Origin of the sequence: Pseudomonas mandelii, from assembly GCF_006438925.1 — a bacterium.
In the GTDB taxonomy this organism is placed as follows: domain Bacteria; phylum Pseudomonadota; class Gammaproteobacteria; order Pseudomonadales; family Pseudomonadaceae; genus Aquipseudomonas; species Aquipseudomonas mandelii_C.
This window is the reverse complement of sequence record NZ_RCZA01000006.1, coordinates 236,064-262,210: the sequence shown is the minus strand read 5'-3', so window position 1 is coordinate 262,210 and position 26,147 is coordinate 236,064. Positions and strand designations below refer to the sequence as shown.

The following is a 26,147-nucleotide window of genomic DNA, read 5'->3' as shown; positions in this document are numbered from 1 at the left end:
CCTCCTTTAGCGGCGAATGACGCCGACACTCAAGCCTTCGATCACCAGTTCCTGATCTTTCAGGTTCACTTCGATAGGGGCGAATTCAGGGTTTTCGGCAATCAACCAGACCTTGCTACCATCGCGCTTGAAACGCTTGACGGTCACTTCGTCGCCGATCCGCGCCACTACGATCTGGCCGTTGCGGGCTTCGCGGGTGGTATGCACTGCCAGCAGGTCGCCGTCGAAAATCCCCACGTCCTTCATGCTCATGCCATGAACCCGAAGTAGATAGTCGGCGCGAGGATGGAAGAACGACGGGTTGATGTTGCAGGACTCTTCGATGTGCTGTTGGGCTAGGATCGGAGCACCGGCAGCCACTCGGCCAATGATTGGCAGGGTGGACTCGTCGGCCTTGGCTTCGAAGCCGGGGATGCGAATGCCACGAGAAGCGCCGGGCGTCATCTCGATCGCACCCTTGCGGGCCAGCGCCTTGAGGTGTTCTTCTGCCGCGTTCGGCGACTTGAAACCCAATTCCTGAGCGATTTCCGCACGAGTGGGCGGGTAGCCGTTGTCTTCGAGGCAGCGTTTGATGAAGGCCAGAATCTCTGCTTGGCGTGGCGTCAGCTTTAGCATATTGATCGCTCTGTCTTTTTATACAGTGACTGGGATTATATACAGTGAAACGGTCTTGGCAATGCTCCTTTTTTTGCCGACCGCCAGACGGTCGATGAGCCTGCTGATTCAAGCTAGAGAGTTGTATGGTTAAATAGCTGACCGACCATTCCCAAAACGAACCGTCAGGCTTGACAAGGCCTGGGCTGAAACGTATGTTTCAAACAAGTGTTTGTCAGGCGGAGTAGCCATGGCCCAGTCGGAAACCGTTGAACGCATTCTTGATGCTGCCGAGCAATTGTTCGCGGAAAAAGGTTTTGCTGAAACCTCATTGCGTCTGATCACCAGCAAGGCTGGTGTCAATCTGGCGGCGGTGAACTATCACTTCGGTTCGAAGAAGGCGTTGATCCAGGCAGTTTTCTCGCGCTTTCTCGGGCCGTTCTGCCTAAGCCTTGATAAAGAGCTGGAGCGGCGTCAAGCGAAGCCGGAGAACAAGCCGACGCTTGAAGAGCTGCTGGAAATCCTCGTCGAGCAAGCCCTGGTGGTGCAGCCACGCAGCGGCAACGATCTGTCGATCTTCATGCGTTTGCTGGGTCTGGCTTTCAGTCAGAGCCAAGGGCACTTGCGGCGTTATCTGGAAGACATGTACGGCAAGGTGTTCCGCCGCTACATGATGTTGGTTAACGAAGCCGCACCGCGTATTCCGCCGATTGAGTTGTTCTGGCGCGTGCACTTCATGCTCGGCGCCGCCGCGTTCAGCATGTCCGGTATCAAGGCGCTGCGCGCAATTGCCGAGACCGACTTCGGCGTCAACACGTCCATTGAGCAAGTAATGCGTCTGATGGTGCCGTTCCTGGCAGCGGGCATGCGCGCCGAAACCGGTGTGACTGACGCGGCCATGGCCACTGCGCAGTTGCGTCCGCGCAGCAAATCAACCCCGGTTGCCGCCAAGGTTTAACCGCGCACGGGTGGGCGCGGCAGCTGACATCCGCTAAGCTAGCCGCCCATGCCGACTCTCGTTCTGAACTTGCTCCCCATTTGTATCGCCGACCTGCCGGGCATTACCCATGGCGGCGATTGCGTGCGAGCCGGGTTTATCGTTATCAAGGAATCTCTATGACTGCTGGCCTGCAAGGCTCGTTGATGGTGGACGTCGCCGGTACCTGGCTGACGGCAGAAGATCGCCAATTGTTGCGCCAGCCCGAAGTGGGCGGCCTGATCATTTTCGCCCGTAACATCGAACACCCGCGCCAGGTGCGCGAGTTGAGCGCCTCAATCCGCGCCATTCGCCCCGATCTGCTGCTGGCAGTCGACCAGGAGGGCGGCCGGGTTCAGCGTTTGCGTCAGGGCTTTGTACGACTGCCAGCCATGCGAGCCATCGCTGACAACCCGAATGCCGAGTACCTCGCCGAGCAGTGCGGCTGGATCATGGCGACTGAAGTGCTGGCCGTCGGCCTCGATCTGAGTTTCGCTCCGGTGCTGGACCTCGACTTCCAGCGCAGCGCCGTAGTCGGCACCCGTTCATTTGAAGGTGATCCCGAGCGTGCAGCGTTGCTGGCGGGAGCCTTCATTCGCGGCATGAACAGCGCCGGCATGGCCGCCACCGGCAAGCACTTTCCCGGTCACGGCTGGGCCGAGGCCGATTCCCACGTTGCTATCCCTGTTGATGAGCGCAGCCTCGACGAAATCCGCGCCAATGACCTGGTGCCGTTCGCCCGACTGAGCAAGCAATTGGCTGCGGTCATGCCGGCCCACGTGATCTATCCGCAAGTCGATTCCCAGCCTGCCGGCTTCTCCCGCCGCTGGTTGCAGGAGATTCTGCGTGGCGAGCTGCAATTCGACGGCGTGATCTTCAGCGATGACCTGTCCATGGCCGGCGCCCACGTGGTCGGCGATGCTGCCAGCCGTATCGAAGCGGCGCTGACGGCCGGTTGCGACATGGGCTTGGTGTGCAACGATCGCGCGGCCGCTGAACTGGCCCTGAGCGCCGCCCAGCGTCTGAAGGTCAAACCGTCCGAGCGTATCGCGCGGATGCGCAGCCAGTCGTACGCCAACACCGAATACCGTCAAGACCCACGCTGGCTGATAGCCGTGGGCGCGCTCAAAGATGCTCAACTGATAGATTGAGGACTTTTCGTTATGACGGTTTACGCGATTATCGGCGGCACCGGCCTGACTCAACTCGAAGGCCTGAGCATTCGTCAGTCACTGGCGGTGGACACCCCTTACGGTGCGCCTTCGGCTGAAGTGCAGGTCGGCGAGTACGCTGGCAAGGAAGTGCTGTTCCTCGCGCGCCACGGTCATCCTCATCGTTTCCCCCCGCATCAGGTGAACTACCGCGCCAACCTCTGGGCGCTGAAACAGGCTGGCGCCGAAGCGATTCTCGCGGTCAACGCCGTGGGTGGGATTGATTCCGCGATGGGTACCGGACATTTCTGCGTGCCGCATCAGCTGATCGACTACACCAGTGGTCGCGGACACACCTTTTTCGCCGACGATCTGCAGCAGGTCACACACATCGACTTCAGCTATCCCTACAGCGAGCCACTGCGTCAGCAGTTGATCGCGGCGCTGGCGGCCGAAGGTGTCGGCTACAGCAGCCATTGCGTGTATGCCTGCACCCAAGGGCCACGGCTGGAAACTGTCGCTGAAATCGCCAGGCTGGAGCGCGACGGATGCGACATCGTCGGCATGACCGGGATGCCGGAAGCGGCATTGGCTCGCGAGCTGGAACTGGATTACGCCTGTCTGGCGCTGGTAGTAAACCCGGCAGCGGGCAAGTCGACAGCAGTGATCACTATGGCCGAGATCGAGCAAGCGTTGCATGACGGGATGGGGAAGGTGAAGTCGACGTTGGCTCGGGTGCTTAGAGGCTGAGCAGTCGTCACACCGAGTTGACCCGATCGCGAGCAAGCTCGCTCCCACAGGTACAGTGATAATCCTGTGGGAGCGAGCTTGCTCGCGATGACGATTTAATAATCGCCGCTATTTTTCCAGTTTGTCCGGCAGCGGCGCAAACAACGCTTCAATATCATCACTCTGCAACTTCCAGTCCCCGGTCTTGCGCCCATCCAGCACGCCTGCCGCCAAGTCGGATTTTTCCTTCTGCAGATGCTGAATCTTCTCTTCCACCGTGCCCCTGGCAATCATTTTGTAGACGAACACAGGTTTCTCCTGACCAATGCGATACGCCCGGTCAGTGGCCTGATTTTCCGTCGCCGGATTCCACCACGGATCATAGTGAATCACCGTGTCGGCTTCGGTCAGGTTCAGGCCGACGCCACCGGCCTTCAGGCTGATCAGAAAGATCTGACGCTTGCCGCTCTGGAAGTCTTTGACCGGAGTGCGCCGGTCGCGGGTCTGCCCGGTCAGCAGCGCATAATCGACTCCGCGTTTTTTCAGCTCATCTTCGATCAACGACAGCATTGAAGTGAACTGCGAGAACAGCAGAATCCGCCGACCTTCATCGAACAACTCCTCAAGCATTTCCATCAGGCTGTCGAGCTTGCCCGACGTGCTGCCGCGAGTGGGCAGGGCGGCATCGTTGACCAGACGCAAATCGCAGCAGACCTGACGCAGTTTCAGCAGCGCCTCAAGAATGATGATCTGGCTGCGCGCCACACCCTTGCGGGTGATTTCGTCGCGGACTTTCTTGTCCATCGCCAGGCGCATGGTTTCGTACACGTCGCGCTGGGCTTCGTTAAGCTCGACCCAATGGATGATTTCGGTTTTCGGCGGCAACTCGGTCGCCACTTGTTCCTTGGTTCGACGCAGCAGAAACGGTTTTATCCGGCCGTTGAGGTGCTGAAGTCGCACTTCGCTGGCGCGCTTTTCGATCGGCACGCGGTAATCGCGGTTGAAGCTTTTTACGTCACCCAGCCAGCCGGGCAGCAGGAAGTGAAACAGCGACCACAACTCGCCCAGGTGGTTTTCCAGCGGCGTGCCGCTCAGGCACAGACGCTGACGGGCATTCAATTCGCGGGCAGCGTGGGCAGCCTTGCTGTTGGGGTTCTTGATGTATTGCGCCTCGTCCAGAACCAACACGTGCAAAGGCTGCGCGGCGAGACGTTCGACGTCCTTGGGCAGCAGCGCATAGGTGGTCAGGATCAGGTCGTAATCGGCCAGCGTGTCGAAATGCTTTTTGCGACTGGCGCCGTACAGCGCCAGCACGTTGAGTTGCGGTGTGAAGTGCGCCGCTTCATCCAGCCAGTTAGGGATCAGGCTGGTGGGCATCACCACCATGCACGGCCGATCGAGGCGTCCGGCGTTCTTCTCGCTGAGAATGTGCGCCAGGGTCTGTAGGGTTTTGCCCAGACCCATGTCGTCCGCGAGAATTCCGCCGACTTCCAGTTGTCGCAACGACTGCATCCAGCTCAAACCTTCCAGCTGATAGGGGCGCAAGGTCGCGTTCAAACCTTCCGGTGCGGTCGCGGTGAAGTCCTTGATGTCCCGCAGCCGCTGGGCAAAGGTGCGAATTTGCTCGCCGCCCTCCCAAAGTAACGGCAGGTCTTCCAGCGGATTCAGTCGCGTGGCATCGGCCTTGCTCAGGCGCAGCGTCGTTTCGCCCGGCCCTTGCAGGTAGAACTCGCCGAGGGTCGCCAATACCGGTTTCAATCGGCCGAAGGGCAGGGCGACCTGTAACGGGCCGTACTCGGAGTTCGGGCGATTGGGAATGTTCACCAGGATCAACTCATCGTCGCGACGTCGTGCAAGGCGTTCCGGGTTGAGGATCTCGGTGTGGGAGCGCATCAGGTTCAGCAGGATCGGCAGCAGACTCAGCCGTTCGCCGTTGACGATGATTCCCAGTTCCAGATCGAACCAGTCACGCTCCGGTGCCTGTTCGACGGTGGCGTACCAATCGTCCACGGCTGTCAGGTCGAAACCGAAGTCTTCGTCGATCTGCAACTCCCAACCCTGGCTACGCAGCTTCGGCAGTTCATTGAGGGTGAAGGTCAGCCAGGCGCTGTCGTTGACCATCTCGAAGAGTTCGCCGGCGCTTTCCGGCAAGGCCTTGCTTTGCCGGGTGGCGACCTTGAAGCCGAGGATTCGTAGCTGCTCCCTGTAGGTCTGTTCGACTTCCGGGTGGCGTTTTATCCGTAAGGTTTGCGTCTCCTGACGAATCAGGATGTCAGCGTTCTTCTGCCCGGAAACGTATTCATCCAGATAGCTGAATGACAACGCCGCGCGATGCTGAATATAACGCTGCATCTTGCCATTGCGCGGTTCGAAGGCGCTGAACTCGATGCTCGCCAGCCACAAGCGCGGCACTGGTTGCACGTTATCCACCAGCACTTGCGGGGCCTTCGGGCTACGGTTTTCCAGTACGGCTTGAAGTTTCTCGAGTAGCTCGGCGTCTTGCGCGGCGGCTGGGTAGGCCAGGGTTTCCTGCACTTTCAGTAACACCGCTGCGCAGTGTTTGCAGTTGCTGTGGACCGGGCAGGTGCAGGTGGCGTCAATCATCAGCAACGTGGCTTTGGCTGACTCGCGCAGGCGAATGGTCTGACGGTAAACGTTACCGCCAGAGCCCTCGCAGGCGGCAATGATCGTGGCGTCGCCGGCCTCGACGATCCTGACGCGGTTCTCCAAAGCGTAGCGACGGCCACGCTCCAGGCTCTGCTCCTTGAATCGGCTGACCCAGGAAGGTGCCAGGGGTTTGCTCAGGGTCGCTGACATAAGGACTCAATCAGTCCGGAATTTCTTCGGGGACTGGCCGAGGCGCAGGGGCAGTCAGCGAGGTGATCTTGATCAGCATGCCGAGATGGCCGTTGTCGAGGAAGTTCAGCTGGCCGTTCTTGGTGTGGCTTTCCTGCTTCATACGTTCGCTGGCGGTGACCATGCCGTTGGCGTCGATCTGGTTAACCCAGAAATCCGCGTCCACATCAGTGAAACGCCCCAGTTTCATGCTCAGCGTGCCCTCGATCGGGAACTGGCCGAACTGTTCTTTGCCCTCGCTGATCGCGACTTTGCTGGCTTCTTCGCCAAGGTTCTGTTGCCAGGCCTTGTGCAGCAACACCGTGTATTCATTGCTGGCGGTGAGTTTTTCCACTTCGGCATTGAGGCTCGGTGTGCGCAGGCTGTCGGGGTTGACGGGCTGAGCTCCAGCCGCCCAGTCTTCCGGTGCGGCGCGGCTGACGATCGCCGGCACAGCGTTTTGGCGGACCAGAATCATTTCTATCTGATAGAGGTCATCGGCAAACGTCGTCGGCGCAACCAGGGTCATCAACAGGATCAGTGAGCGAAACAGGCGCATGCGGCGTCCTTCAAGCAGTTTTCGGAATGAGGTGCTCAAACAGCGCCTCTACAGTATTAAAGCGCTCTTCCGGGCGCTCCATCGGCACCTGGAATTTAAACATCGTGGCGCCTTCAAATTTGTAGCGTTTGGGCTGGCTCTGGATCAGTTTGATCAGTGTCAGCGGGTCGACCGGGGTTTGCGTCGCGAACTCGATTCGGCCACCTTGCGGGCCGCCGTCGACTTTCTTGATGCCCAGTAGCTCGGCCTGCAATTTCAGCGCGGTAATGCGCATCAGGTTCTTGGTCGGTTCCGGCAACAGACCGAAACGATCGATCATCTCCACCTGCAAGTCCTTGAGGCCTTCCTCGTCGGTGGCCGAGGCGATGCGTTTGTAGAGAATCAGTCGGGCGTGTACGTCCGGCAGATAGTCCTCGGGAATCAACGCCGGTACCCGCAGATTGACTTCCGGGCCACCGCCGAGCGGTTGATCGAGGTTCGGTTGTTCGCCCTTGCGGATCGACTTCACCGCGCGCTCGAGCATTTCCATATACAGCGTGAAACCGACAGCCTGGATCTGTCCGCTCTGCCCATCACCGAGCAATTCGCCGGCGCCACGGATTTCCAGGTCGTTGGTGGCGAGCACGAAGCCCGCGCCGAGGTCCTGGGTATTGGCGATCGCTTCCAGACGTTTTTCGGCGTCAGGCGTGATTTGCTGACGCGGCGGCGTGAGCAAATAAGCGTAAGCCTGGTGGTGACTGCGACCGACCCGGCCACGCAACTGGTGCAGCTGCGCCAGGCCGAATTTGTCGGCACGCTCGATAATGATGGTGTTGGCGCTCGGCACGTCAATGCCGGTCTCGATGATGGTCGAGGCGATCAGCACGTTGAAGCGCTTGTGGTAGAAGTCGCTCATCACTTGTTCGAGATCGCGTTCGCGCATCTGCCCGTGGCCAATGCCGATCCGTGCTTCCGGCACCAGTTCGGCGAGGTCGGCGGCACATTTCTCGATGGTCTTCACGTCGTTGTGCAGGTAGTAGACCTGACCGCCACGCAACAGCTCACGGAGCAAGGCCTCTTTGACCGTGCTCTTGTTCTGCTCCATGACGAAAGTCCGTACGGACAGTCGACGGGCCGGCGGCGTGGCGATGATCGACAGGTCGCGCATGCCCGACACGGCCATGTTCAGCGTGCGCGGAATCGGCGTGGCGGTCAGGGTGAGGATGTCGACTTCACTGCGAAGGGCCTTGAGCTGTTCCTTCTGACGGACACCGAAACGGTGCTCTTCGTCGATGATGACCAGCCCGAGGTTTTTGATTTTTACATCGTCGGACAGCAGTTTATGAGTGCCGATGACGATGTCGATCTTGCCTTCGGCCAAGTCAGCGATGGCGGCATTCACTTCCTTGGTCGACTTGAAACGGCTCATCACTTCCACGCTCACCGGCCAGTCGGCGAAGCGGTCGCGGAAGCTGTTGTAGTGCTGCTGGGCGAGCAGGGTAGTCGGCACCAGAATCGCCACTTGACGACCGCCGTGTACCGCAATGAACGCTGCGCGCATCGCCACTTCGGTCTTGCCAAAACCAACGTCGCCGCAGACCAGACGGTCCATCGGTTTCGGCGCGAGCATGTCGGTGCGCACGGCTTCGATGGTGGTTTGCTGGTCCGGTGTTTCTTCGAACGGGAAGCCGGCACTGAAGGTCGCGTAATCGGCTTTCGGGTCGGCGAAGGCATAACCTTCGCGAGCGGCGCGGCGGGCATAGATGTCGAGCAACTCGGCGGCCACGTCGCGCACCTGTTCGGCGGCTTTGCGTTTGGCTTTCTGCCAGGTCTCGGAGCCTAGGCGGTGCAGCGGGGCCAGGGCATCATCGCTGCCGGTATAGCGCGCGATCAAATGCAGGTTGGCCACCGGCACGTAAAGCTTGGCGTTTTCGGCGTACTCGAGGGTCAGGAATTCGGCGGCCTGACTATCGATTTCCAGAATCGTCAGCCCGAGATAGCGACCGACGCCGTGATCGATATGCACCACCGGCGCGCCTTCGCGCAGCTCGGTAAGGTTTTTGATCACGGCATCGTTGTTGGCGTCGGCGCGTTTCTCACGGCGACGGCGCTGCATCACGCGCTGACCGAACAACGGGCTTTCAGCGACCAGGGCCAGCGCCGGGTCGTCGAGCACCAGGCCTTCGTCGAGCGGCGCGATGGTGATCGCCAGGCGCTCCTTGCTCGCGACGAAGTCCGGCCAGCTGTCGACGGTTTTCGGTCGCAGCTTCAGGCGTTCCAGCAACTCCAGTAGCACTTCACGACGGCCCGCGGATTCGGCGGTAAACAGCACGCGACCGGGGAACTCGTCGAGGAAACCCGCCAGCGCCGCCAACGGTTGGGTGGCCTTGGCTTCGATGGCCAGGTTCGGCAGCTCCCGAGCGGGGAAGCGCTCGCGGCCAACGCCGGTTTCCACGTCCTGTTGACTGGCGACCACGCGTGGCCAGTTTTTCAGGCGAGCGAAGCAATCCTCCACTGGCAGGAACAGTTCGGCTGGTGGCAATAAAGGACGGGCCGGGTCGACGCGGCGCTCTTCATAGCGATTGCGCACGTCGTTCCAGAAGTTTTCCGCCGCCTGCTCGATGCCGGGCAGGGAAAACACTTGCGTGTCCTGCGGCAGGTAATCGAACAGCGTGGAGGTTTCGTCGAAGAACAGCGGCAGGTAGTACTCGATACCGGCCGGTGTAATCCCGCTGCTCAAATCCTGAAAGATCGGGCAGCGACGAAAGTCCACATCGAAACGCTCACGGAAGCGTGCCTTGAAACGGGTGACCGCATCTTTTTGCAGCGGAAACTCTCTCGCTGGCAGGAGGCGAACCGTTTCCACCTTGTCGATGGAGCGCTGGTTTTCCGGATCGAATGTACGAAGGGTCTCGATTTCGTCGTCGAACAGATCAATTCGGAAAGGCAGTTTGCTGCCCATCGGGAACAGATCGATCAGCGAGCCGCGCACGGTGAATTCGCCATGCTCGTAGACGGTATCGACGTAGCGATAGCCGCTGGCCTCAAGCCGGGTGCGCATTTGCTCGACATCGAGCTTCTGGCCGATGTCCAGCACCAGGCTGCTGCCGAGCAGGAATTTGGTCGGCGCCAGGCGATGCAGGGCTGTGGTGATTGGCACGACCAAAACGCCATGACTCAGCTCCGGCAATCGATACAGCGCGGAGATTCGCTGGGAAATAATGTCCTGGTGCGGCGAAAACAGATCGTAGGGCAGGGTTTCCCAGTCCGGGAAATGCAGTACCGGCAAATCCGGGGCGAAGAAACTCAGCTCCTGTTCCAGCCGTTCGGCACTTTGGCTGTCGGCGGTCAGTAGCAGGGTGAAGCGCTTGGCAGCGCTGGCGGCCTCGGCAATGGCCAGGCTCAGGGCGGCACCGGGCAGGTTGCCCCAGTGCTGTTTACCTGCCGCGGCAGGGAGAAGCGGTAGACGCAGAACGGGCACGGAAGGTTGAGCTCCAAGCGTTGCGACAAAGTCGGTAATTGTAGCGGCCCCGGGTGCCGCCTGTCAGTTGCAGATGTGTCTATTACGCAGGTTGGGCGAAATGTAGTGGTAAAGACAAAATCGGCCCGTTTTTTCGTAAAAAAGACTGAATATGTAGTGGCAAAACGACTGAGTGTTACGGAGGGTTACAGACAAGACAGCGTTGTCTCCCAAAAAATGACTGCGCTGCAGGCCACGGTTTTATTGGGCTTGAGCCATGCGTCATTTTTTTGAAGAGGATTTTGTTACTGGCCGCGCGACAAGCGCGCATTGCTACGGGAGGCACTCGGCGGCATAATGTAGCCCCTTTTTTCTGCCCCTACATGTGGAAGGTTCCCGTGACTCAGAAGCCCGACCAGTGTCTTGGTGAATGGATCGACCGTGAAGCACTCGCAGAAGCGATGATTCCGCTTATCGGTCAGCTCTACCGCAATAACAACGTGGTGAGCTCGATCTATGGCCGCAGTCTGATCAACCAGTCTGTCATCGCGATTCTCAAAGCTCACCGCTTTGCTCGCCATCGCCAGTCCGATGACAGCGAATTGTCCGTCCACGAAACATTCCCGCTGCTCAAGGCAATGAGCGAGCTCAAGCTCGGCGCTGCTTCGGTAGACCTGGGCAAGCTTGCAATCAAGTTCAAGGCTGAAGGCAATGGCCGCACTGCCGAGCAGTTCGTCCGTGAAGAACTGGCCGACGTCGTTGGTCAGCAAAATGTTTCCGCCCGCAAAGGCACCGACGTTGTTCTGTACGGCTTCGGTCGTATCGGCCGTCTGCTGGCGCGCATCCTGATCGAGAAAACCGGTGGTGGCGACGGCCTGCGTCTGCGCGCCATCGTTGTCCGCAAGGGCGCCGAAAACGATCTGGTCAAACGCGCCAGCCTGCTGCGTCGTGACTCGGTTCATGGTTCGTTCAATGGCACCATCACCATTGATGAAGCCAACAACACCATCACCGCCAACGGCAACCTGATCCAGGTTATCTACGCGAAAAACCCGACTGAAGTGGACTACACCCAGTACGGCATCAAAGACGCGCTGCTGGTGGACAACACCGGTGTATGGCGTGATGCCGAGGGTCTGGGCCAACACCTGGCTTGCCCGGGTATCGATCGCGTAGTTCTGACCGCGCCTGGCAAAGGCAAGCTGAAGAACATCGTTCACGGCATCAACCACGGTGAAATCACCGCTGATGACAAGATCGTTTCCGCGGCTTCCTGCACCACCAACGCCATCGTGCCGGTGCTCAAGGCAGTCAACGACAAGTTCGGCATAATCAATGGTCACGTTGAAACGGTTCACTCGTACACCAACGACCAGAACCTGATCGACAACTTCCACAAAGGCGATCGTCGTGGCCGTAGCGCCGCGTTGAACATGGTGATCACCGAGACCGGTGCTGCCACCGCTGCTGCCAAGGCGCTGCCTGAGCTGGCCGGCAAGCTGACCGGTAACGCGATCCGCGTTCCGACGCCAAACGTGTCGATGGCCATTCTCAACCTGAACCTTGAGAAAGCCGCCACCCGTGAAGAGATGAACGAGTACCTGCGCTACATGGCGCTGCACTCCGATCTGCATAAGCAAATCGACTACGTCAATTCGCAGGAAGTGGTTTCCACCGACTTCGTTGGCTCGCGCCACGCAGGCGTGGTGGACGCTGAAGCAACCATCAGCCAAGACAACCGCGTTGTTCTGTACGTTTGGTACGACAACGAATTCGGTTACAGCTGCCAGGTGGTTCGCGTGATGGAAGACATGGCCGGTGTAAACCCGCCAGCATTCCCGCGCTAAGCGTTAGCTGCACATGAGAACGCCCCGACTTTGGTCGGGGCGTTTTTGTTTGTGCGGTTTGTCAGTTACAAAAGTGCTGAGTGTGCCGGCCTCTTCGCGAGCCTGCTCGCGAAGGCGATCTGTCAGGCGCCGCCGACCTCCGCCGCTTGCGCCGTCCGCAGTTCATGCCGATTGCCTTTGAACAACACCAGCGTCGCAATCAACCCCAATACCGCCGCACCACTGAGCCAGATCCCTGGCGCAGCCTTGTTGTCCAGCACATGAATCAGGTAGGTGCACGCCGCCGGTGTAAAGCCACCAAAGGTCGCCGTCGCCAGGCTGTAGGCGAGGGAGAAGCCGGTCGTACGAACTTCCACCGGCATGATCTCGGTCAGGGCCACCACCATCGCGCCGTTGTACGAGCCATACAAGAACGACAGCCACAACTCGACGATCAGCAAGTGGCTGAAACTCGGGTTTGCTACCAGCCATGACAGGGCAGGGTAGGCGGTGAGAATCGCCAGAATAGTCGCTGCCAACAGCAAGGGTTTGCGTCCGATCCTGTCGGAAAACGCCCCCATCACCGGTAGCCAAAAGAAGTTCGACAAACCAATGCACACCGTCACCAGCAATGCATCCAGATCCGACAGATGCAGTTCGGCTTTACCGAAGGTCGGGGTGTAAGCGGTGATCAGGTAGAACGACACCGTGGTCATCACCACCAACGCCATGCCGGCGATGACGATGCCAACGTTCTGACTGATCGAGCGGACGACGTCCCGCAGGGTAGGGCGGTGTTTACGCGCCTGGAATTCCGGGGTTTCTTCCAGTGAGCGGCGAATCACGAAGATCACCGGCACGATCATGCACCCGATCAGGAACGGCACACGCCAGCCCCAATCACCCATTTGTTCCGGGCTGAGCCAGTGGTTCAAGCCAACACCCAGCAGGCCGGCGAATACCACGGCGGCTTGCTGACTGGCGGACTGCCAGCTGACGAAGAAACCTTTGCGACCCGGTGTAGAAATTTCAGCGAGGTACACCGACACGCCGCCCAGCTCCACGCCGGCCGAGAACCCTTGCAGCAAGCGACCGAACAGCACGATCAACGGCGCTGCAACGCCCAAAGTGGCGTAACCCGGCACGCAAGCAATCAGTACCGTGCCGGCCGCCATCATCGCGAGGGTGATGATCAGTCCTTTGCGTCGACCGTGGCGGTCGATGTAGGCACCGAGAAAAATCGCCCCCAATGGGCGCATCAGGAAGCCGGCACCGAAGGTGGCCAGCGATAACATCAGGGAAGCGAAAGCGCTATCGGCAGGGAAGAAGGTTTTGGCGATGGCCGTGGCGTAAAAGCCATAGACCATAAAGTCGAACATCTCAAGAAAATTACCACTGACAACGCGAAAAATCGCTTTGCCTTTGCTCGTGTTGGAGGACATTTGTAGATACTCCCTCTGGTGAATCTTGTTTGAAAGCGCTGCACCTGTGGGGGCCTGTGTGGCGAAGGGACTTGCGCGAGCACGCTCGCTCCCACAGGTTTTGCGTCTGACAGGCAGATGAGGCAGATCTGGCTCCCATGCGCTCTGAAGCCCATAATGGCGGGCGCGGTTTTGAGGGGAGATGAAGATTTGTTAACTGGACGGTGGACTTGGATTGTGATGGTGGTCGGCGTTTTGTCCGGTTGTGGCAACGGCGACAGTCTGGAGCGCTTCGACGGCCCGACCATGGGCAGTCGTTATTCCATTCAATACATAAGGCATTCCTCCACGCCCGGGCCGAAAGCGGTGCAGGCCGAAGTAGAAAAGATCCTCGCCGAAGTGGATCGACAGTTCTCGACCTATCGCAGCGACTCGGACATCGAACGCTTCAACGCACTGCCGGCCGGCCGCTGTCAGGTCATGCCTGGCCCGGTGCTCGAATTGATCCGTGTGGGCGAGCAACTGTCTTCGCAAAGCGAAGGCTCCTACGACCTGACCGTGGAGCCGCTGCTCAATCTCTGGGGCTTCGGCCCACAGGGCCGTGAGGAAAAAGTCCCGACTGCCGAAGCGCTCGCCGAAGTAAGGCAGCGCGTCGGTCACGCGCACCTGCGCATCGACGGCGATCAGCTATGCAAGGATGCCGCGGTCGAGGTCGACTTCAATAGCATCGCTGCCGGTTACGCGGTCGATACGATTGCCGCAAAGCTCGAAGCAATGGGCATCCATAACTACCTCGCCGAAGCCACCGGTGAACTCAAGGCCGCCGGCAAAAAACTCGACGGCTCACCGTGGCGCGTCGCCCTGGAAGAACCCCGCGACGACCAGCAAGTGGCCGAGCGCATCATCGCCGTCGATGGCTACGGCGTTTCCACTTCCGGCGACTACCGCAACTATTTCGAGCAGGACGGTCGGCGTTATTCCCACACCTTCGATGCCCGGACCGGGACGCCGGTCCTACACACCCTGGCGTCAGTCACGGTGATTCATCCTTCAGCGTTGATGGCTGATGGCTTATCGACGTTGTTGCTGATTCTGGGTCCCGAAAGGGGTTGGGACTATGCCGAAACGCATGACATCGGTGCATTCTTTGTGATTCGTGCCGATACAGAATTCGTCACTCGAACCACGCAGGCTTTTGAACGCCTGAGTGGCGGAAAAACCGAGTGATCACGGCGATTCAAGCAGCAAAGACTGGCGTTGTAGTGCAGGCAAAACTAGCCTACGACGCGACCAAGGGTTAATGTGCGCGGCGTTGACGCTTATATAGACTGTGTCCGGGTTCTGTACTGGCCCCAAATTGTTCCTTCACGCCGCAGATCGGCGTGATTTAGCCGCAGGTGCCGAGGGCGCCGCGGCCTGTTCTGAGGAGTATGCATGGCTGTCTACAACTACGACGTGGTGGTGCTGGGTTCCGGCCCGGCGGGAGAAGGCGCGGCAATGAACGCCGCCAAAGCAGGGCGCAAGGTGGCGATGGTCGATAGCCGTCGCCAGGTCGGCGGCAACTGCACCCACCTGGGCACCATCCCGTCCAAGGCACTGCGTCACTCGGTCCGGCAGATCATGCAGTTCAACACCAACCCGATGTTCCGGGCCATTGGTGAGCCACGCTGGTTCTCGTTCCCGGACGTTTTGAAGAGCGCTGAAAAAGTCATCTCCAAACAAGTCGCATCGCGCACCGGCTACTACGCCCGTAACCGCGTCGACGTGTTCTTCGGCACCGGCAGCTTCGCTGACGAGCAAACCATTGAAGTGGTCTGCGCCAACGGCGTGGTCGAAAAACTGGTGGCCAAGCACATCATCATCGCCACCGGCTCGCGTCCGTATCACCCGGCGGACATCGATTTTCATCACCCGCGTATCTACGATAGCGACACCATCCTCAGCCTCGGCCACACCCCGCGCAAACTCATCGTTTACGGTGCCGGTGTGATCGGTTGCGAATACGCCTCGATCTTCAGCGGTCTGGGTGTACTGGTTGAACTGGTGGACAACCGCGGTCAGTTGCTGAGCTTCCTCGACTCGGAAATTTCCCAGGCCCTGAGCTATCACTTCAGCAACAACAACATCACGGTTCGCCACAACGAAGACTACGACCGCGTCGAAGGCGTGGACAACGGCGTGATCCTGCACCTCAAGTCCGGCAAGAAGATCAAGGCCGACGCCTTGCTCTGGTGCAACGGCCGTACCGGCAACACGGATCAGTTGGGTCTGGAAAACATCGGCGTGAAGGTCAACAGCCGTGGCCAGATCGAAGTCGACGAGGCCTACCGTACCTGCAAGCCGAACATCTACGGCGCCGGTGACGTGATTGGTTGGCCGAGCCTGGCAAGTGCTGCTCACGACCAGGGTCGTTCGGCCGCTGGCAGCATCGTTGACAACCATAGCTGGCGCTTCGTCAACGACGTGCCAACCGGCATCTACACCATTCCGGAGATCAGCTCGATCGGCAAGAACGAACAGGAGCTGACTCAGGCCAAGGTGCCGTACGAAGTGGGCAAGGCGTTCTTCAAGGGCATGGCGCGTGCACAGATCGCCGGCGAGCCTCAGGGCATGCTGAAGATTCTGTTCCACCGCGAGACCCTGGAAGTGCTGGGCGTTCACTGCTTCGGTTATCAGGCGTCGGAGATCGTGCACATTGGTCAGGCGATCATGAACCAGCCGGGCGAACAGAACACGCTGAAGTACTTCGTCAACACGACGTTCAACTACCCGACCATGGCCGAAGCCTATCGGGTAGCGGCGTATGATGGCCTCAACCGGCTTTTTTGAGTGGCTCCGGCCGGTGGCCTGAGCCGGCCGGGGAGACCGATTTCAGCAATTCTCGAGCGTGGCGCTGGCCAAACCGGGAAAGTCTGTAATCAGGCTGTCAACGCCGAAGTCGGCGAGTCTGCGCATCAGCGCGGGCTCGTTGACTGTCCATACCGACACATGTAGCCCCTGACGCTGCGCCTTCTGCAGGCGTTCCGGCGTACACAGGGTCCAGTTCAGCGCCAGAATCTCACAGCCATAGCTTTGTGCGACCTTCAACGGGTCGAGCCAGGCGTACTCGGCCACCAATCCGCGGGACACATCTGGCACGAAGTCCAGCGCAGCTTTCAATACTTCCCGCGAGCTCGAGGTGATCGTGACTTTGTCGAGCAGGCCGAAACGCTGAGCCAATTCGCGAATCGCCAGCACGGTAGTCGCCGCGCGGGTGCGTGAAGCGCTCTTGACTTCCAATTGCCAGTGCTCGAAATCGCATTTCTCGAACAGTTCTTCCAGTGTTGGAATCGGGCAGGGCTTGATCCAGCCCGGGCCGCCCTTGCGCGCGTCGTAGGTAACCAGTTCGGCCACCGTATACTCGACGACTTTGCCGCGACGGTCGGTGGTTCGCTTGAGTGTCGGGTCGTGGATGACCATCAACTCACCGTCCTTGGACAGGTGCAGGTCCAGTTCGCAACGGCGCACGCCGTGCTTGAGGCATTGCTGAAAGCTGGTCAGCGTATTTTCCGGTGCTTCGCCCTTGGCGCCGCGATGGCCGTAGATGAGAGTCACGGTTCTTCCTTAATTAAATGCCTGATTCGTTTTGTTCGCGGGCCAGGCGTCGTTCCTGGGCCTGCTTCTGCAAAATGTAGCGGGCCAGCAATTGGCGCTGGGCATCGGTCGGGTACTCGAACTCGGTGCCGATGGCGTAGCCTTCGCCTTTGCGATCGCAATGGGTGACGCGAGCCCGTAACAAGAGTCCGAGGGCTTGCGGCATCAGCACCAGTTTGACCGACAGGTGCGCGCCTTCGGCAATGGGCGTCGGATGCTGAAAGTCGATCCCGCCTTCGGAAATGATCACCGGCTGCGGCTCGCCGATCTGCCCGAGTACGGTGATTGCGATCACCTGGCTCAGCAAATCGATGCGTTTATTCTGCGATTTCAGGAATGCGGCGAGGTTCCGGTCGCGCTCACTGATCTGGCGCAACAGGTGCTGTGACTCGAATTCGCTCAGGTGCAGTTCGCTGAGCAAGTTGAACAGCGGGGAAGCATCCTGCAACACTTCCTGGCCTGCGGCTTCGGGAGCGGACAGGGGCCGAATTTCCAGTGCGATCGTGTCCTCGATACGGTAGTATTCGCGGCGATCTTCTTCATCTAATGTCGACATGGCGAACCCATGGTAGCGGCGGTGGTCTGAGTGTAAAGCTGGTTATCGACCCCCGCCACAAGGACGTTCCTTTTCCCTCCGAACAAGCCCCGACATGTTCAGACCTCTCTTCGTATTTATTGGCACGCGTTATACCCGTGCAAAGCGTCGCAATCATTTTGTGTCATTCATTTCCCTGACCTCGATGATCGGACTCGCCCTTGGCGTGGTCGTGATGATCGTGGTGCTGTCGGTCATGAACGGCTTCGATCATGAGATGCGCACCCGCGTGCTGGGCATGGTGCCCCACGCGACCATCGAGTCCGGTGAGCCGATCAGCGACTGGCAAAGCCTGGCCGCCAAGGTCAAACAGAACCCGCAGGTGACGGCCGTTGCGCCGTTTACTCAGATGCAGGGGTTGCTGACCAATAACGGCAAGGTTTCCAAAGTCCTGCTCAATGCCATCGATCCTGCGCTGGAACGGCAGGTCTCGATCATTGATAACTTCATGCAGCAGGGCAAACTCGATGACCTGGCACCGGGCAGTTTCGGCATCGTCATCGGTGACAAGGCTGCGGCCAAGTTGGGTGCGGCGATCGGCGACAAGCTGACGTTTGTGGCGCCGGAAGTCACCGTGACTCCGGCCGGGATGTTCCCGCGCATGAAACGCTTTACCGTGGTCGGCATCTTCCATGTCGGCGCCGGTGAACTGGACGGCTACCTGGGCATCACCAATCTGCAGGATCTGGCCAAGCTGCATCGCTGGAAACCGGATCAGGTCCAGGGCATCCGCCTGAAGTTCGACGACCTGTTCCAGGCGCCGCGCGTGGCGTGGACCATCGCCCAGCAACTTGGCGAAGACCATTTCTATGCCCGCGACTGGACGCGCACCCACGGCAATCTGTATCAGGCGATCCGCATGGAAAAAGCCATGATCGGTTTGCTGTTGCTGCTGATCGTCGCTGTTGCCGCGTTCAATATCATTTCCACGCTGGTGATGGTGGTGAACGACAAGAAGGGCGATATCGCGATTCTGCGCACCCTTGGCGCCACTCCGGGGTCGATCATGGCGATCTTCATGGTGCAGGGCACCGTCATTGGTGTGGTCGGGACGCTGATCGGCGCCGTGGTCGGGATCTTCGCCGCGCTGAACGTCAGCGCCGCGATCTCGGCGCTCGAAGGTCTGATCGGGCACAAGTTCCTGAATTCCGACGTGTACTTCATCGATTACCTGCCGTCGCAAGTGCAGAGCCAGGATGTGTTGATGGTCTGCGCCGCCGCGTTGGTCCTGAGTTTCCTCGCCACCCTGTATCCAGCCTGGCGTGCCGCGCGCACCCAGCCTGCGGAGGCGCTACGTTATGAGTGAGTTGGGCATGAGTGATAAAGCAATCTTGAGCTGCCGCAACCTGGGCAAATCCTACGAGGAAGGCCCGGAGTCGGTAGAGGTTCTGGCCGGTCTGCAACTGGAGCTGCATCCGGGTGAGCGCGTGGCGATTGTCGGTACGTCGGGCTCGGGCAAAAGTACCTTGCTCAACCTGCTGGGCGGCCTCGATACACCAACCAAGGGCAGCGTCTGGCTGGCCGGTGAAGAGCTGTCGGCGCTGAACGAAAAGGCTCGCGGTTTGCTGCGCAATCGGTCGCTGGGTTTCGTTTACCAGTTCCACCACTTGCTGCCTGAGTTCACCGCGCTGGAAAACGTCTGCATGCCGCTGCTGATCGGCAAGACGGCTATCCCGGAAGCGCGTCAGCGTGCGACGGCATTGCTGGAGCGGGTAGGGTTGGGCCATCGCCTGGAACACAAACCGTCGGAACTGTCCGGTGGTGAACGTCAGCGTGTGGCCATCGCCCGCGCCTTGGTGAACAAGCCAGGCCTGGTGATGCTCGACGAGCCGACCGGCAACCTCGATTCCCACACCGCCCAGGGCATTCAGGATTTGATGCTGGAACTCAGCACCTCGATGCGCACGGCGTTCCTGGTGGTGACTCACGACATGAACCTGGCTCGCCAGATGGATCGCGTCCTGCATCTGCAGGAAGGTTACCTGACGCCCATCTGATTGGCCGAAACCCGGCGTACTGAACAGTACGTCGGGTCTTTTATTTTTATACGGTGCCCAGCGAATGTTCAGACCGTTATCGATCTTTATCGGCGCGCGCTATACCCGCGCCAAGCGCCGCAATCGCTTTGTTTCCTTCATCTCGATGACCTCGATGATCGGTCTCGCCCTGGGCGTGCTGGCGATGATCGTGGTGCTGTCGGTCATGAACGGCTTCCAGCGTGAAATGAGCTCGCGCATCCTCGGCATGGTGCCTCACGCGACTATCGTCGGCGTCAATCCGATCGACGATTGGCAGCCCGTTGCTGCGGCGGCCATGAAGAATCCTGAAGTGACGGCCGCCGTGCCGTTCACCGAGATGGAAGGCATGCTGTCCTACAAGGGGACGATGCAGCCGATCCAGGTCAGCGGCGTTGATCCGGCGCTGGAAGGCAAGGTGTCGATCGTCGCCCAGCACATTGTTCAGGGGCGTCTCGATGCCTTGAAGCCGGGTGAGTTCGGCGTGGTGATCGGCGAGATCACGGCACGTCGCTTCCGCTTGAACGTCGGCGACAAGATCACCCTGATCGTGCCGGAAGTCAGCACGGCACCGGGCGGCATCACCCCGCGCATGCAGCGGTTGAACGTGGTCGGCGTGTTCAAGGTTGGCGCCGAACTGGACGGTTCCATGGCGCTGATCCACGTGGCCGATGCCGCGCAGATGCAGCACTGGGCGCCGAATCAGGTACAGAGCGTGCGCCTGGCGGTAAAGGATTTGTACGCTGCGCCGAAGGTTTCCAGCGATATTGCTGGCGGGCTGGGCACCGCTTACAAGGCTGATGACTGGACTCACACACAGGGCAGTCTGTTCAGTGCGATGAAGATGGAAAAAACCATGATCGGTTTGCTGTTGCTGATGATCGTCGCCGTGGCGGCGTTCAACATCATCGCAACCCTGATCATGGTGGTGAACGACAAAGGCGCGGACATCGCGATCCTGCGCACCATTGGCGCTACGCCGCGGCAGATCATGGCGATCTTCATGGTGCAGGGCACTGTGATCGGGGTTGTCGGTACGTTGATTGGTGGTGTGCTTGGCGTGATTGCGGCGCTGAACGTCAGTGAACTGGTGGGCTGGATGGAGCGGGTCAGCGGGCAGCACATCTTCAGTTCAGACGTGTACTTCGTCAGTAACCTGCCGTCCGAACTGCAGGGTGCGGATGTGGTGTTGATCTGCTCCGCCGGGTTTATTCTGAGCTTCCTCGCCACCGTTTACCCGGCATGGCGTGCGGCGAAAGTCGAGCCGGCTACTGCGTTGCGGTATTCGTAAGCCGTTGCACCGCTTTCGCGGGCAAGTCGGATCGCCGCACCGCCGCTCCCACAGTTGACCGAGTTGAATCGCAGATTTGTGAACGACTCTGAACCCTGTGGGAGCCGAGCTTGCTCGCGATGAGGCCAGAGTTGCTGGCCTCAATCTCCCTTGGGCAACTCAATCACAAACCGCGTCCACCCGTTATCCGATTCGCAACGAATCTGCCCGCCATGGGCGCGGATGATTGACTGAGTGATCGCCAGCCCCAATCCCGCATGTTCACTACTGCCTTCCTGGCGCGCCGGATCAGCCCGGTAGAAGCGATCAAATAAACGCGGCAGCAACGCCCCGTCAATTCCGTCGCCGCTGTTCTCGACCGTCAGGCTCAATCCCTTAGGCTGATCAACAATTCGCACCCGAACCTCACCTTTGACCGGCGTAAACCGCAACGCATTGTCCAGCAAATTGGAGAGCGCCCGCCGCAACATGCTGCGATCACCTTCCATGCGCGCACTGCCTTCACGACTCAACCTGACCTGAGCGTCCTCCGCCAACGGTGCAAAAAACTCCAGCAATAAATCCGCTTCTTCCGCCAGCTCCAGCGGTTCGCGCTTGGGCATCAACAACCCGTGGTCGGCCTTGGCCAGGTACAACATGTCGTTGACCAGTTGCGCCATCCATTGCAGTTCTTCGAGATTGCTGTGCAGTGCTTCTCGGTAATCTTCAATGGGCCGTGGGCGGGTGAGGGTGACCTGGGTGTGGGTCAGCAGGTTCGACAACGGCGTGCGCAATTCATGGGCGATGTCGGCGGAGAAGGCCGAGAGCCGCTGAAAAGAGTCGTCGAGGCGTCCGAGCATCGCGTTGAAGTGGTGGGCCATTTCCGCGAGTTCTGGCGGCATGTTTGCTTCGGGCAGACGTACATTGAGCGATTGCGCCGAAACGCCGCTGGCAACCGTACTCATGCGCCGTAACGGCCGCAACCCACTGCGCGCCGCCCAGGCACCGAGCAGGGCGGTGGCCAGTGCCGACAATCCGACTGTCAACCAGATCAGGTGTTGCATGCGTTGCAGAAAGTGCTGGTGATGGGTGATATCCAGCAGCAAGGTCAACTGCGGTGAGTCAGGTTTATCGAGGTACAACGGAGCGTTGAGGACGCGGTAGTCGGTACCTTCGCTGCTCACCGTGGACAAACCCGGTTGGGTCGGCAATGACTGGGGCAGGTGCGTCGAGCTGTCATACCAGCGCTTGCCGTCGCTGCCAGTGATTCGCAGCGACAGGTCAGCCTGTCGGCTCAATTCATCGGCCAGTTTGACTTCGCTTTCAATCGACTGGATGTCATGAAGTGCCCGGCGCAAACCAATCAACTTGCCGTCCAGCAACTGCTGATCGAGTTCAACGAAATGCGCTTCACTGGCCCGACTGAACAACACCCCGGCGAACAACGACACGACTGCAGTGCATGCTGCAAACAGCAGCGCCAGACGGCTGCTTAGCGAGAGTCGGCGCATCAAGCGGGACGCTCTTCTAGGACGTAACCCATGCCACGTACGGTGTGAATCAACTTGTTGGGAAATTCATCGTCGATCTTCAGGCGCAAACGACGAATCGCCACTTCGATGACGTTAGTGTCACTGTCGAAGTTCATGTCCCAGACCTGGGAAGCGATCAACGACTTGGGCAGGACTTCGCCTTGCCTGCGCAGGAGCATTTCCAGCAGGGCGAATTCCTTGGCCGTCAGGTCGATGCGCTGGCCGCTGCGTTCGACCCGACGGCGGATCAGGTCAAGGCGCAAGTCCGCCAGTTGCAGGCTGGTTTCCTGAGGTGTGGCGTTACCGCGGCGCAACAGGCTCCGGACCCGGGCCAGCAGCTCAGAGAAGGCGAACGGTTTGACCAGGTAGTCGTCGGCGCCCAGTTCGAGGCCGTGGACCCTGTCCTCCACCGCGTCGCGGGCTGTCAGAAACAGTACCGGCGTGTCGAGGCCGGCACTGCGCACCGCTTGCAGAATCTGCCAGCCATCGCGACCGGGCAGCATCACATCGAGAATCAACAGCGCGTAATCGCCGGTCAGCGCCAGTTGCTGGCCGGTGCTGCCGTCCGCCACCAGTTCAGTATTGAAACCGGCCTCGGTCAGGCCTTGGCGCAAGTAGTGGCCAGTTTTCGGTTGGTCTTCGACGATCAGCAGTTTCATGGGCGACTCGAGGCAAATGGAACGAACGCTTTATACCGTGGGCGGCGTTAATACAGGTCTACCTTACAAAGTTGTAATCTGGCTGTCAGTTTGCGGGCAGTCGCAGCAGTTTAGAGTTTTCCACAGGCTGAATCTTATCTTGTTGGAGTACGACTATGTTTTTGCGCAAATCACTGGTGCGCTTCGCGTGTTTGCTGGCGCTGAGCTCGCCAGCGTGGGCTTCCCCGGCGCATACCTACGATTTTGGCCAACCGGCCCCGGCGGCAAAGGCGACTCGCAGCGTTGAAGTCGTCATGGGCGACATGTCGTTCACGCCCAAGGCGATTGATATCAAGGCCGGTGAGACGGTTCGTTTTGTGTTGGTGAATAAAGGCCAGTTGTTGCACGAATTCAACCTCGGTGACGCGGCGATGCATGCCAGACATCAGCAGGAAATGATGAAGATGCAGCAGAGCGGCATGCTGACGCCTACAGGCATGAAGGATATGGACCACGGTGCAATGGCCGGAATGGAGCACTCATCTCAAGGGCAGGGCATGAAACACGACGACCCCAATAGCGTGCTCATCGAGCCGGGCAAAACCGCTGAGCTGACCTGGACCTTCACCAAGGCCACCAACCTGGAATTTGCCTGCAATATCCCCAGTCATTACCAGGCCGGCATGGTCGGCAAATTGACTGTCAGTCAGTAAGCACTCAAAGGCGGGGGCAAAGGCTGGTAGAATCCGCTGATTCTTCAGTCAGGTTTCCGCCATGCATCCCGCAGCCGAACACTCGCCGCTGGGCAAATCCAGCGAATACATCGCCACCTATACACCGTCGTTGCTGTTCCCGATCCCGCGCACCGCGAAATGGGCGGAGCTTGGCTTGACGGCGGAAACCCTGCCGTACAAGGGCGTCGATTTCTGGAACTGCTTCGAGCTGTCGTGGCTGTTGCCGTCCGGCAAGCCAGTGGTGGCGATTGGCGAGTTCACTATCCCGGCGGATTCGCCGAATATCATCGAATCGAAGTCGTTCAAGCTGTACCTCAATTCCCTGAACCAGACACCGTTTGCCGACACCGCGATCCTTGAAGCGACGTTGGCGAAAGACCTGTCGGCCGCTGCCGGTAAACCGGTCGGTGTGCGGGTTCGCAACCTGAAGGACGTCGAAGCTGAAGGCGTTGTGGCGTTGCCGGGCGTGTGCATTGATGATCTGGATATCAGCGTCAGCAACTATGAGCATCCGCGCCCGGAACTGCTGCGTTGCGATCAATCACGCATCGTGGAGGAGAGCGTGCACAGCCATTTGCTCAAATCCAACTGCCCGGTTACCAGTCAGCCGGACTGGGGCAGCGTGGCGGTGGAATACCGTGGCGCGGCGCTGGATCACGCAAGTTTGCTGGAATACATCGTGAGCTTCCGTCAGCACTCGGACTTTCATGAACAGTGCGTGGAGCGGATTTTTCTCGACTTGCAACGGTTGTTGAAACCGGAAAAATTGACGGTGTATGCGCGGTATGTGCGGCGCGGCGGGTTGGACATCAACCCGTATCGCAGTACTGAAGATGTGCAGTTGCCGAACCATCGACTGGTCCGCCAATAAAGAACCCCTGTGGGAGCGGGCTTGCTCGCGAAGGCGGTGTATCAGTCAGCATTTAGGGTGCCTGACACTCAGCCATCGCGAGCAGGCTCGCTCCCACAGGTGGATTGCATTTCAAATTGCAGATATGAAAAAGCCCCGCCATCACTGGCGGGGCTTTTTTGTATTCGGCGGGTTCAGATTCCCATATTGGCCAGGGCTTGCACGATGTTGCGCAAGGTGCCGGCAAGGGTCGGGTGTTCGATTTCGAAGCGTTCAACGGCCAGGTTCACATTGTCGGCGAGGCTGGAGTCCTGGGTTTTGGTTTCGAGTTCCAGTTCCAGTTCGATCTGTTGCATCAGCGCGTGCAGGTCTTCGCGCTCGGCTTCGGTCAGCGGTGGATTCTGTTCCAATTGCTCGCGCAGAGTATTGAGCTGTTGTTGCAGTTCGCGGGCAGGCATGGCGTTCTTCCTTTTATCGATAGGCACTGGCATAGACCGCAGCAGCACGCCAAAGGTCTATGGCTTGACCTTTAGATTAATCCACTCGCGCGTAACCTGCATGATCTCGATCAGGGCTTTTCGCCCTTGAGCCGGCGCAGGCTGATGTCGGCCAGGCAGGTGTTGAGTTCCCCGAGGTGATCAATCACTGAATGCACACCCAGACCGAACAGTTGCATCGTTGCCTTGCCGCGTTTGAATTCCCGTTCCTGCTGAGTCAGCGCCTGCCAGTCGTTGGGCGCCAGGCCGCAGAGTGAGCCGCAGGACGCCAGCCCAATCGTCCACAATCCGGCATTGAGCCCCGCTTGCAGCAAGCGTGGTTCGCCGCTGACCAGCACACAACCCTCCAGTCGTTCGACATTCAACGTCATCAGGGCTTGCCAACAGGCATGCGGTGCCGGCCATGGATTGTTTGTTTCGGGGTGTTGCGAGGGTTTGATCCACGAAGGCAAGGCAGCGGCCAGGGAATGGCTGAGGGCAGGGGGGAGTTCATCGAGCCAGGCGCAGGGAATCTGCTGATGCTGCAAGCTGCGCAGGCTATCCAGCGCGCCGGGCGTAGCCTCAGCGTGTATGGCAGAGGGGATGCCCTGTGCGCGTGTGCGGGCACCGAAATCCACCAGGCAACCACTGAGGCCGAACAGGACGGCGGTCAGGCTGGGCGCAACGTGGGGCAAGGTTTCGGCGTGCGGCATATCAACGTCCCTGAAATAGCCTCAAGGCTAGGGGGCGACAGTGACAGTTGAGTGACACTGATGTGAATCGCTCACAATCATCACGAATGATCCGCAGGCTGCCTTGCAGCGGTGCTGCCTTAAGCGGCTTTTCCGTCTTATACTAGCCAACTTAACGCTTG

Annotated in this window: 22 protein-coding genes; 11 read left to right on the top strand and 11 right to left on the bottom strand. The window is 59.3% G+C overall.

The genetic code is table 11. From position 1 onward, the window contains the following. Positions 1-6: 6 nt before the first annotated feature. Positions 7-615, bottom strand: a complete 609-nt coding sequence (lexA, locus tag EAH74_RS15905) for a transcriptional repressor LexA (protein WP_007933171.1) — start codon at positions 613-615, stop codon at positions 7-9. Positions 616-844: 229 nt separating this feature from the next. On the opposite strand from lexA, the gene EAH74_RS15900 reads away from it, so the two are divergent. The 3 genes from EAH74_RS15900 to EAH74_RS15890 all read left to right on the top strand — a co-directional run bounded on the left by EAH74_RS15900 (position 845) and on the right by EAH74_RS15890 (position 3,471). Beyond that, complete coding sequence (locus EAH74_RS15900; RefSeq protein ID WP_033061916.1) at positions 845-1,552, top strand: TetR/AcrR family transcriptional regulator; 708 nt, start codon at positions 845-847, stop codon at positions 1,550-1,552. 170 nt (positions 1,553-1,722) lie between these two features. Beyond that, positions 1,723-2,721: a beta-N-acetylhexosaminidase gene (nagZ, locus tag EAH74_RS15895; RefSeq protein ID WP_193560137.1), complete on the top strand. Its 999-nt coding sequence runs from the start codon at positions 1,723-1,725 to the stop codon at positions 2,719-2,721. 12 nt (positions 2,722-2,733) lie between these two features. Then, positions 2,734-3,471, top strand: a complete 738-nt coding sequence (locus tag EAH74_RS15890; RefSeq protein WP_140679706.1) for an S-methyl-5'-thioinosine phosphorylase — start codon at positions 2,734-2,736, stop codon at positions 3,469-3,471. A 108-nt stretch (positions 3,472-3,579) separates the two neighbouring features. On the opposite strand, the gene EAH74_RS15885 is transcribed toward EAH74_RS15890, so the two are convergent. The 3 genes from EAH74_RS15885 to mfd are packed head-to-tail and all read right to left on the bottom strand — an operon-like array spanning position 3,580 to position 10,304. Beyond that, positions 3,580-6,267 carry a DEAD/DEAH box helicase gene (locus EAH74_RS15885; RefSeq protein WP_140679705.1) on the bottom strand — a complete coding sequence of 896 codons (2,688 nt, stop codon included), beginning with the start codon at positions 6,265-6,267 and terminating at the stop codon, positions 3,580-3,582. Between the two features lie 10 nt (positions 6,268-6,277). Next, complete coding sequence (locus EAH74_RS15880) at positions 6,278-6,844, bottom strand: CsiV family protein (protein ID WP_140679703.1); 567 nt, start codon at positions 6,842-6,844, stop codon at positions 6,278-6,280. Between the two features lie 10 nt (positions 6,845-6,854). Then, positions 6,855-10,304, bottom strand: coding sequence for a transcription-repair coupling factor (gene mfd / locus EAH74_RS15875; RefSeq protein ID WP_140679702.1), 3,450 nt, complete (start codon positions 10,302-10,304; stop codon positions 6,855-6,857). Between the two features lie 362 nt (positions 10,305-10,666). On the opposite strand from mfd, the gene EAH74_RS15870 reads away from it, so the two are divergent. Next, positions 10,667-12,130 carry a glyceraldehyde-3-phosphate dehydrogenase gene (locus EAH74_RS15870; protein WP_140679701.1) on the top strand — a complete coding sequence of 488 codons (1,464 nt, stop codon included), beginning with the start codon at positions 10,667-10,669 and terminating at the stop codon, positions 12,128-12,130. A 122-nt stretch (positions 12,131-12,252) separates the two neighbouring features. Here the strand turns inward: EAH74_RS15870 and EAH74_RS15865 are convergent, their stop codons facing one another. Then, positions 12,253-13,551, bottom strand: coding sequence for an MFS transporter (locus tag EAH74_RS15865; RefSeq protein WP_140679700.1), 1,299 nt, complete (start codon positions 13,549-13,551; stop codon positions 12,253-12,255). A 219-nt stretch (positions 13,552-13,770) separates the two neighbouring features. Here EAH74_RS15865 and EAH74_RS15860 point away from each other — a divergent pair, with 219 nt between their 5' ends. Together EAH74_RS15860 and sthA are read left to right on the top strand one after the other, a co-directional pair. Beyond that, complete coding sequence (locus EAH74_RS15860; protein ID WP_140679699.1) at positions 13,771-14,757, top strand: FAD:protein FMN transferase; 987 nt, start codon at positions 13,771-13,773, stop codon at positions 14,755-14,757. 207 nt (positions 14,758-14,964) lie between these two features. Then, complete coding sequence (sthA, locus tag EAH74_RS15855) at positions 14,965-16,359, top strand: Si-specific NAD(P)(+) transhydrogenase (protein WP_140679698.1); 1,395 nt, start codon at positions 14,965-14,967, stop codon at positions 16,357-16,359. 42 nt (positions 16,360-16,401) lie between these two features. On the opposite strand, the gene EAH74_RS15850 is transcribed toward sthA, so the two are convergent. After that, positions 16,402-17,124: a glycerophosphodiester phosphodiesterase gene (locus tag EAH74_RS15850; protein ID WP_140679696.1), complete on the bottom strand. Its 723-nt coding sequence runs from the start codon at positions 17,122-17,124 to the stop codon at positions 16,402-16,404. A 13-nt stretch (positions 17,125-17,137) separates the two neighbouring features. Next, the gene (locus tag EAH74_RS15845; protein ID WP_140679695.1) at positions 17,138-17,719 is read right to left on the bottom strand and encodes a PilZ domain-containing protein; all 582 of its coding nucleotides are present in this window, start codon (positions 17,717-17,719) and stop codon (positions 17,138-17,140) included. Positions 17,720-17,813: 94 nt separating this feature from the next. Here EAH74_RS15845 and EAH74_RS15840 point away from each other — a divergent pair, with 94 nt between their 5' ends. From EAH74_RS15840 to EAH74_RS15830, 3 genes are all read left to right on the top strand, one after another. After that, positions 17,814-19,064: a lipoprotein-releasing ABC transporter permease subunit gene (locus EAH74_RS15840; RefSeq protein ID WP_140679694.1), complete on the top strand. Its 1,251-nt coding sequence runs from the start codon at positions 17,814-17,816 to the stop codon at positions 19,062-19,064. A gap of 7 nt (positions 19,065-19,071) precedes the next feature. Then, positions 19,072-19,755, top strand: a complete 684-nt coding sequence (lolD, locus tag EAH74_RS15835; RefSeq protein ID WP_170206211.1) for a lipoprotein-releasing ABC transporter ATP-binding protein LolD — start codon at positions 19,072-19,074, stop codon at positions 19,753-19,755. Positions 19,756-19,819: 64 nt separating this feature from the next. After that, positions 19,820-21,064 (top strand): lipoprotein-releasing ABC transporter permease subunit, encoded by a 1,245-nt coding sequence (locus EAH74_RS15830; protein ID WP_095128737.1) that lies wholly within the window; start codon positions 19,820-19,822, stop codon positions 21,062-21,064. Between the two features lie 140 nt (positions 21,065-21,204). On the opposite strand, the gene EAH74_RS15825 is transcribed toward EAH74_RS15830, so the two are convergent. Together EAH74_RS15825 and EAH74_RS15820 are read right to left on the bottom strand one after the other, a co-directional pair. Then, positions 21,205-22,554, bottom strand: coding sequence for a heavy metal sensor histidine kinase (locus tag EAH74_RS15825; RefSeq protein WP_140679693.1), 1,350 nt, complete (start codon positions 22,552-22,554; stop codon positions 21,205-21,207). Further along, positions 22,554-23,234 (bottom strand): heavy metal response regulator transcription factor, encoded by a 681-nt coding sequence (locus EAH74_RS15820; RefSeq protein ID WP_123365450.1) that lies wholly within the window; start codon positions 23,232-23,234, stop codon positions 22,554-22,556. Before EAH74_RS15820 ends, EAH74_RS15825 begins: the two co-directional genes overlap by 1 nt. 155 nt (positions 23,235-23,389) lie before the next feature. On the opposite strand from EAH74_RS15820, the gene EAH74_RS15815 reads away from it, so the two are divergent. Beyond that, the gene (locus EAH74_RS15815; RefSeq protein ID WP_140679692.1) at positions 23,390-23,926 is read left to right on the top strand and encodes a cupredoxin domain-containing protein; all 537 of its coding nucleotides are present in this window, start codon (positions 23,390-23,392) and stop codon (positions 23,924-23,926) included. Positions 23,927-23,987: 61 nt separating this feature from the next. Beyond that, positions 23,988-24,818 (top strand): NADPH-dependent 7-cyano-7-deazaguanine reductase QueF, encoded by an 831-nt coding sequence (gene queF / locus EAH74_RS15810; protein WP_140679691.1) that lies wholly within the window; start codon positions 23,988-23,990, stop codon positions 24,816-24,818. Between the two features lie 173 nt (positions 24,819-24,991). Here the strand turns inward: queF and EAH74_RS15805 are convergent, their stop codons facing one another. Further along, positions 24,992-25,255, bottom strand: a complete 264-nt coding sequence (locus tag EAH74_RS15805) for a DUF4404 family protein (RefSeq protein WP_008151367.1) — start codon at positions 25,253-25,255, stop codon at positions 24,992-24,994. A gap of 110 nt (positions 25,256-25,365) precedes the next feature. Next, complete coding sequence (locus EAH74_RS15800) at positions 25,366-25,986, bottom strand: HAD family phosphatase (protein WP_140679690.1); 621 nt, start codon at positions 25,984-25,986, stop codon at positions 25,366-25,368. Positions 25,987-26,147 lie beyond the last annotated feature (161 nt).

Bases quoted from the DNA above. Each gene is read 5' to 3' on its own strand.
- EAH74_RS15900 (WP_033061916.1), top strand. From the start codon at position 845: ATGGCCCAGTCGGAAACCGTTGAACGCATTCTTGATGCTGCCGAGCAA.
- EAH74_RS15845 (WP_140679695.1), bottom strand. From the start codon at position 17,719: ATGTCGACATTAGATGAAGAAGATCGCCGCGAATACTACCGTATCGAG.
- EAH74_RS15860 (WP_140679699.1), top strand. From the start codon at position 13,771: ATGGTGGTCGGCGTTTTGTCCGGTTGTGGCAACGGCGACAGTCTGGAG.
- EAH74_RS15830 (WP_095128737.1), top strand. From the start codon at position 19,820: ATGTTCAGACCGTTATCGATCTTTATCGGCGCGCGCTATACCCGCGCC.
- lexA (WP_007933171.1), bottom strand. From the start codon at position 615: ATGCTAAAGCTGACGCCACGCCAAGCAGAGATTCTGGCCTTCATCAAA.
- EAH74_RS15870 (WP_140679701.1), top strand. From the start codon at position 10,667: ATGTGGAAGGTTCCCGTGACTCAGAAGCCCGACCAGTGTCTTGGTGAA.
- EAH74_RS15840 (WP_140679694.1), top strand. From the start codon at position 17,814: ATGTTCAGACCTCTCTTCGTATTTATTGGCACGCGTTATACCCGTGCA.
- lolD (WP_170206211.1), top strand. From the start codon at position 19,072: ATGAGTGATAAAGCAATCTTGAGCTGCCGCAACCTGGGCAAATCCTAC.
- queF (WP_140679691.1), top strand. From the start codon at position 23,988: ATGCATCCCGCAGCCGAACACTCGCCGCTGGGCAAATCCAGCGAATAC.
- EAH74_RS15820 (WP_123365450.1), bottom strand. From the start codon at position 23,234: ATGAAACTGCTGATCGTCGAAGACCAACCGAAAACTGGCCACTACTTG.
- EAH74_RS15800 (WP_140679690.1), bottom strand. From the start codon at position 25,986: ATGCCGCACGCCGAAACCTTGCCCCACGTTGCGCCCAGCCTGACCGCC.
- EAH74_RS15825 (WP_140679693.1), bottom strand. From the start codon at position 22,554: ATGCGCCGACTCTCGCTAAGCAGCCGTCTGGCGCTGCTGTTTGCAGCA.
- sthA (WP_140679698.1), top strand. From the start codon at position 14,965: ATGGCTGTCTACAACTACGACGTGGTGGTGCTGGGTTCCGGCCCGGCG.
- EAH74_RS15865 (WP_140679700.1), bottom strand. From the start codon at position 13,551: ATGTCCTCCAACACGAGCAAAGGCAAAGCGATTTTTCGCGTTGTCAGT.
- EAH74_RS15880 (WP_140679703.1), bottom strand. From the start codon at position 6,844: ATGCGCCTGTTTCGCTCACTGATCCTGTTGATGACCCTGGTTGCGCCG.
- EAH74_RS15805 (WP_008151367.1), bottom strand. From the start codon at position 25,255: ATGCCTGCCCGCGAACTGCAACAACAGCTCAATACTCTGCGCGAGCAA.
- EAH74_RS15890 (WP_140679706.1), top strand. From the start codon at position 2,734: ATGACGGTTTACGCGATTATCGGCGGCACCGGCCTGACTCAACTCGAA.
- EAH74_RS15885 (WP_140679705.1), bottom strand. From the start codon at position 6,267: ATGTCAGCGACCCTGAGCAAACCCCTGGCACCTTCCTGGGTCAGCCGA.
- EAH74_RS15815 (WP_140679692.1), top strand. From the start codon at position 23,390: ATGTTTTTGCGCAAATCACTGGTGCGCTTCGCGTGTTTGCTGGCGCTG.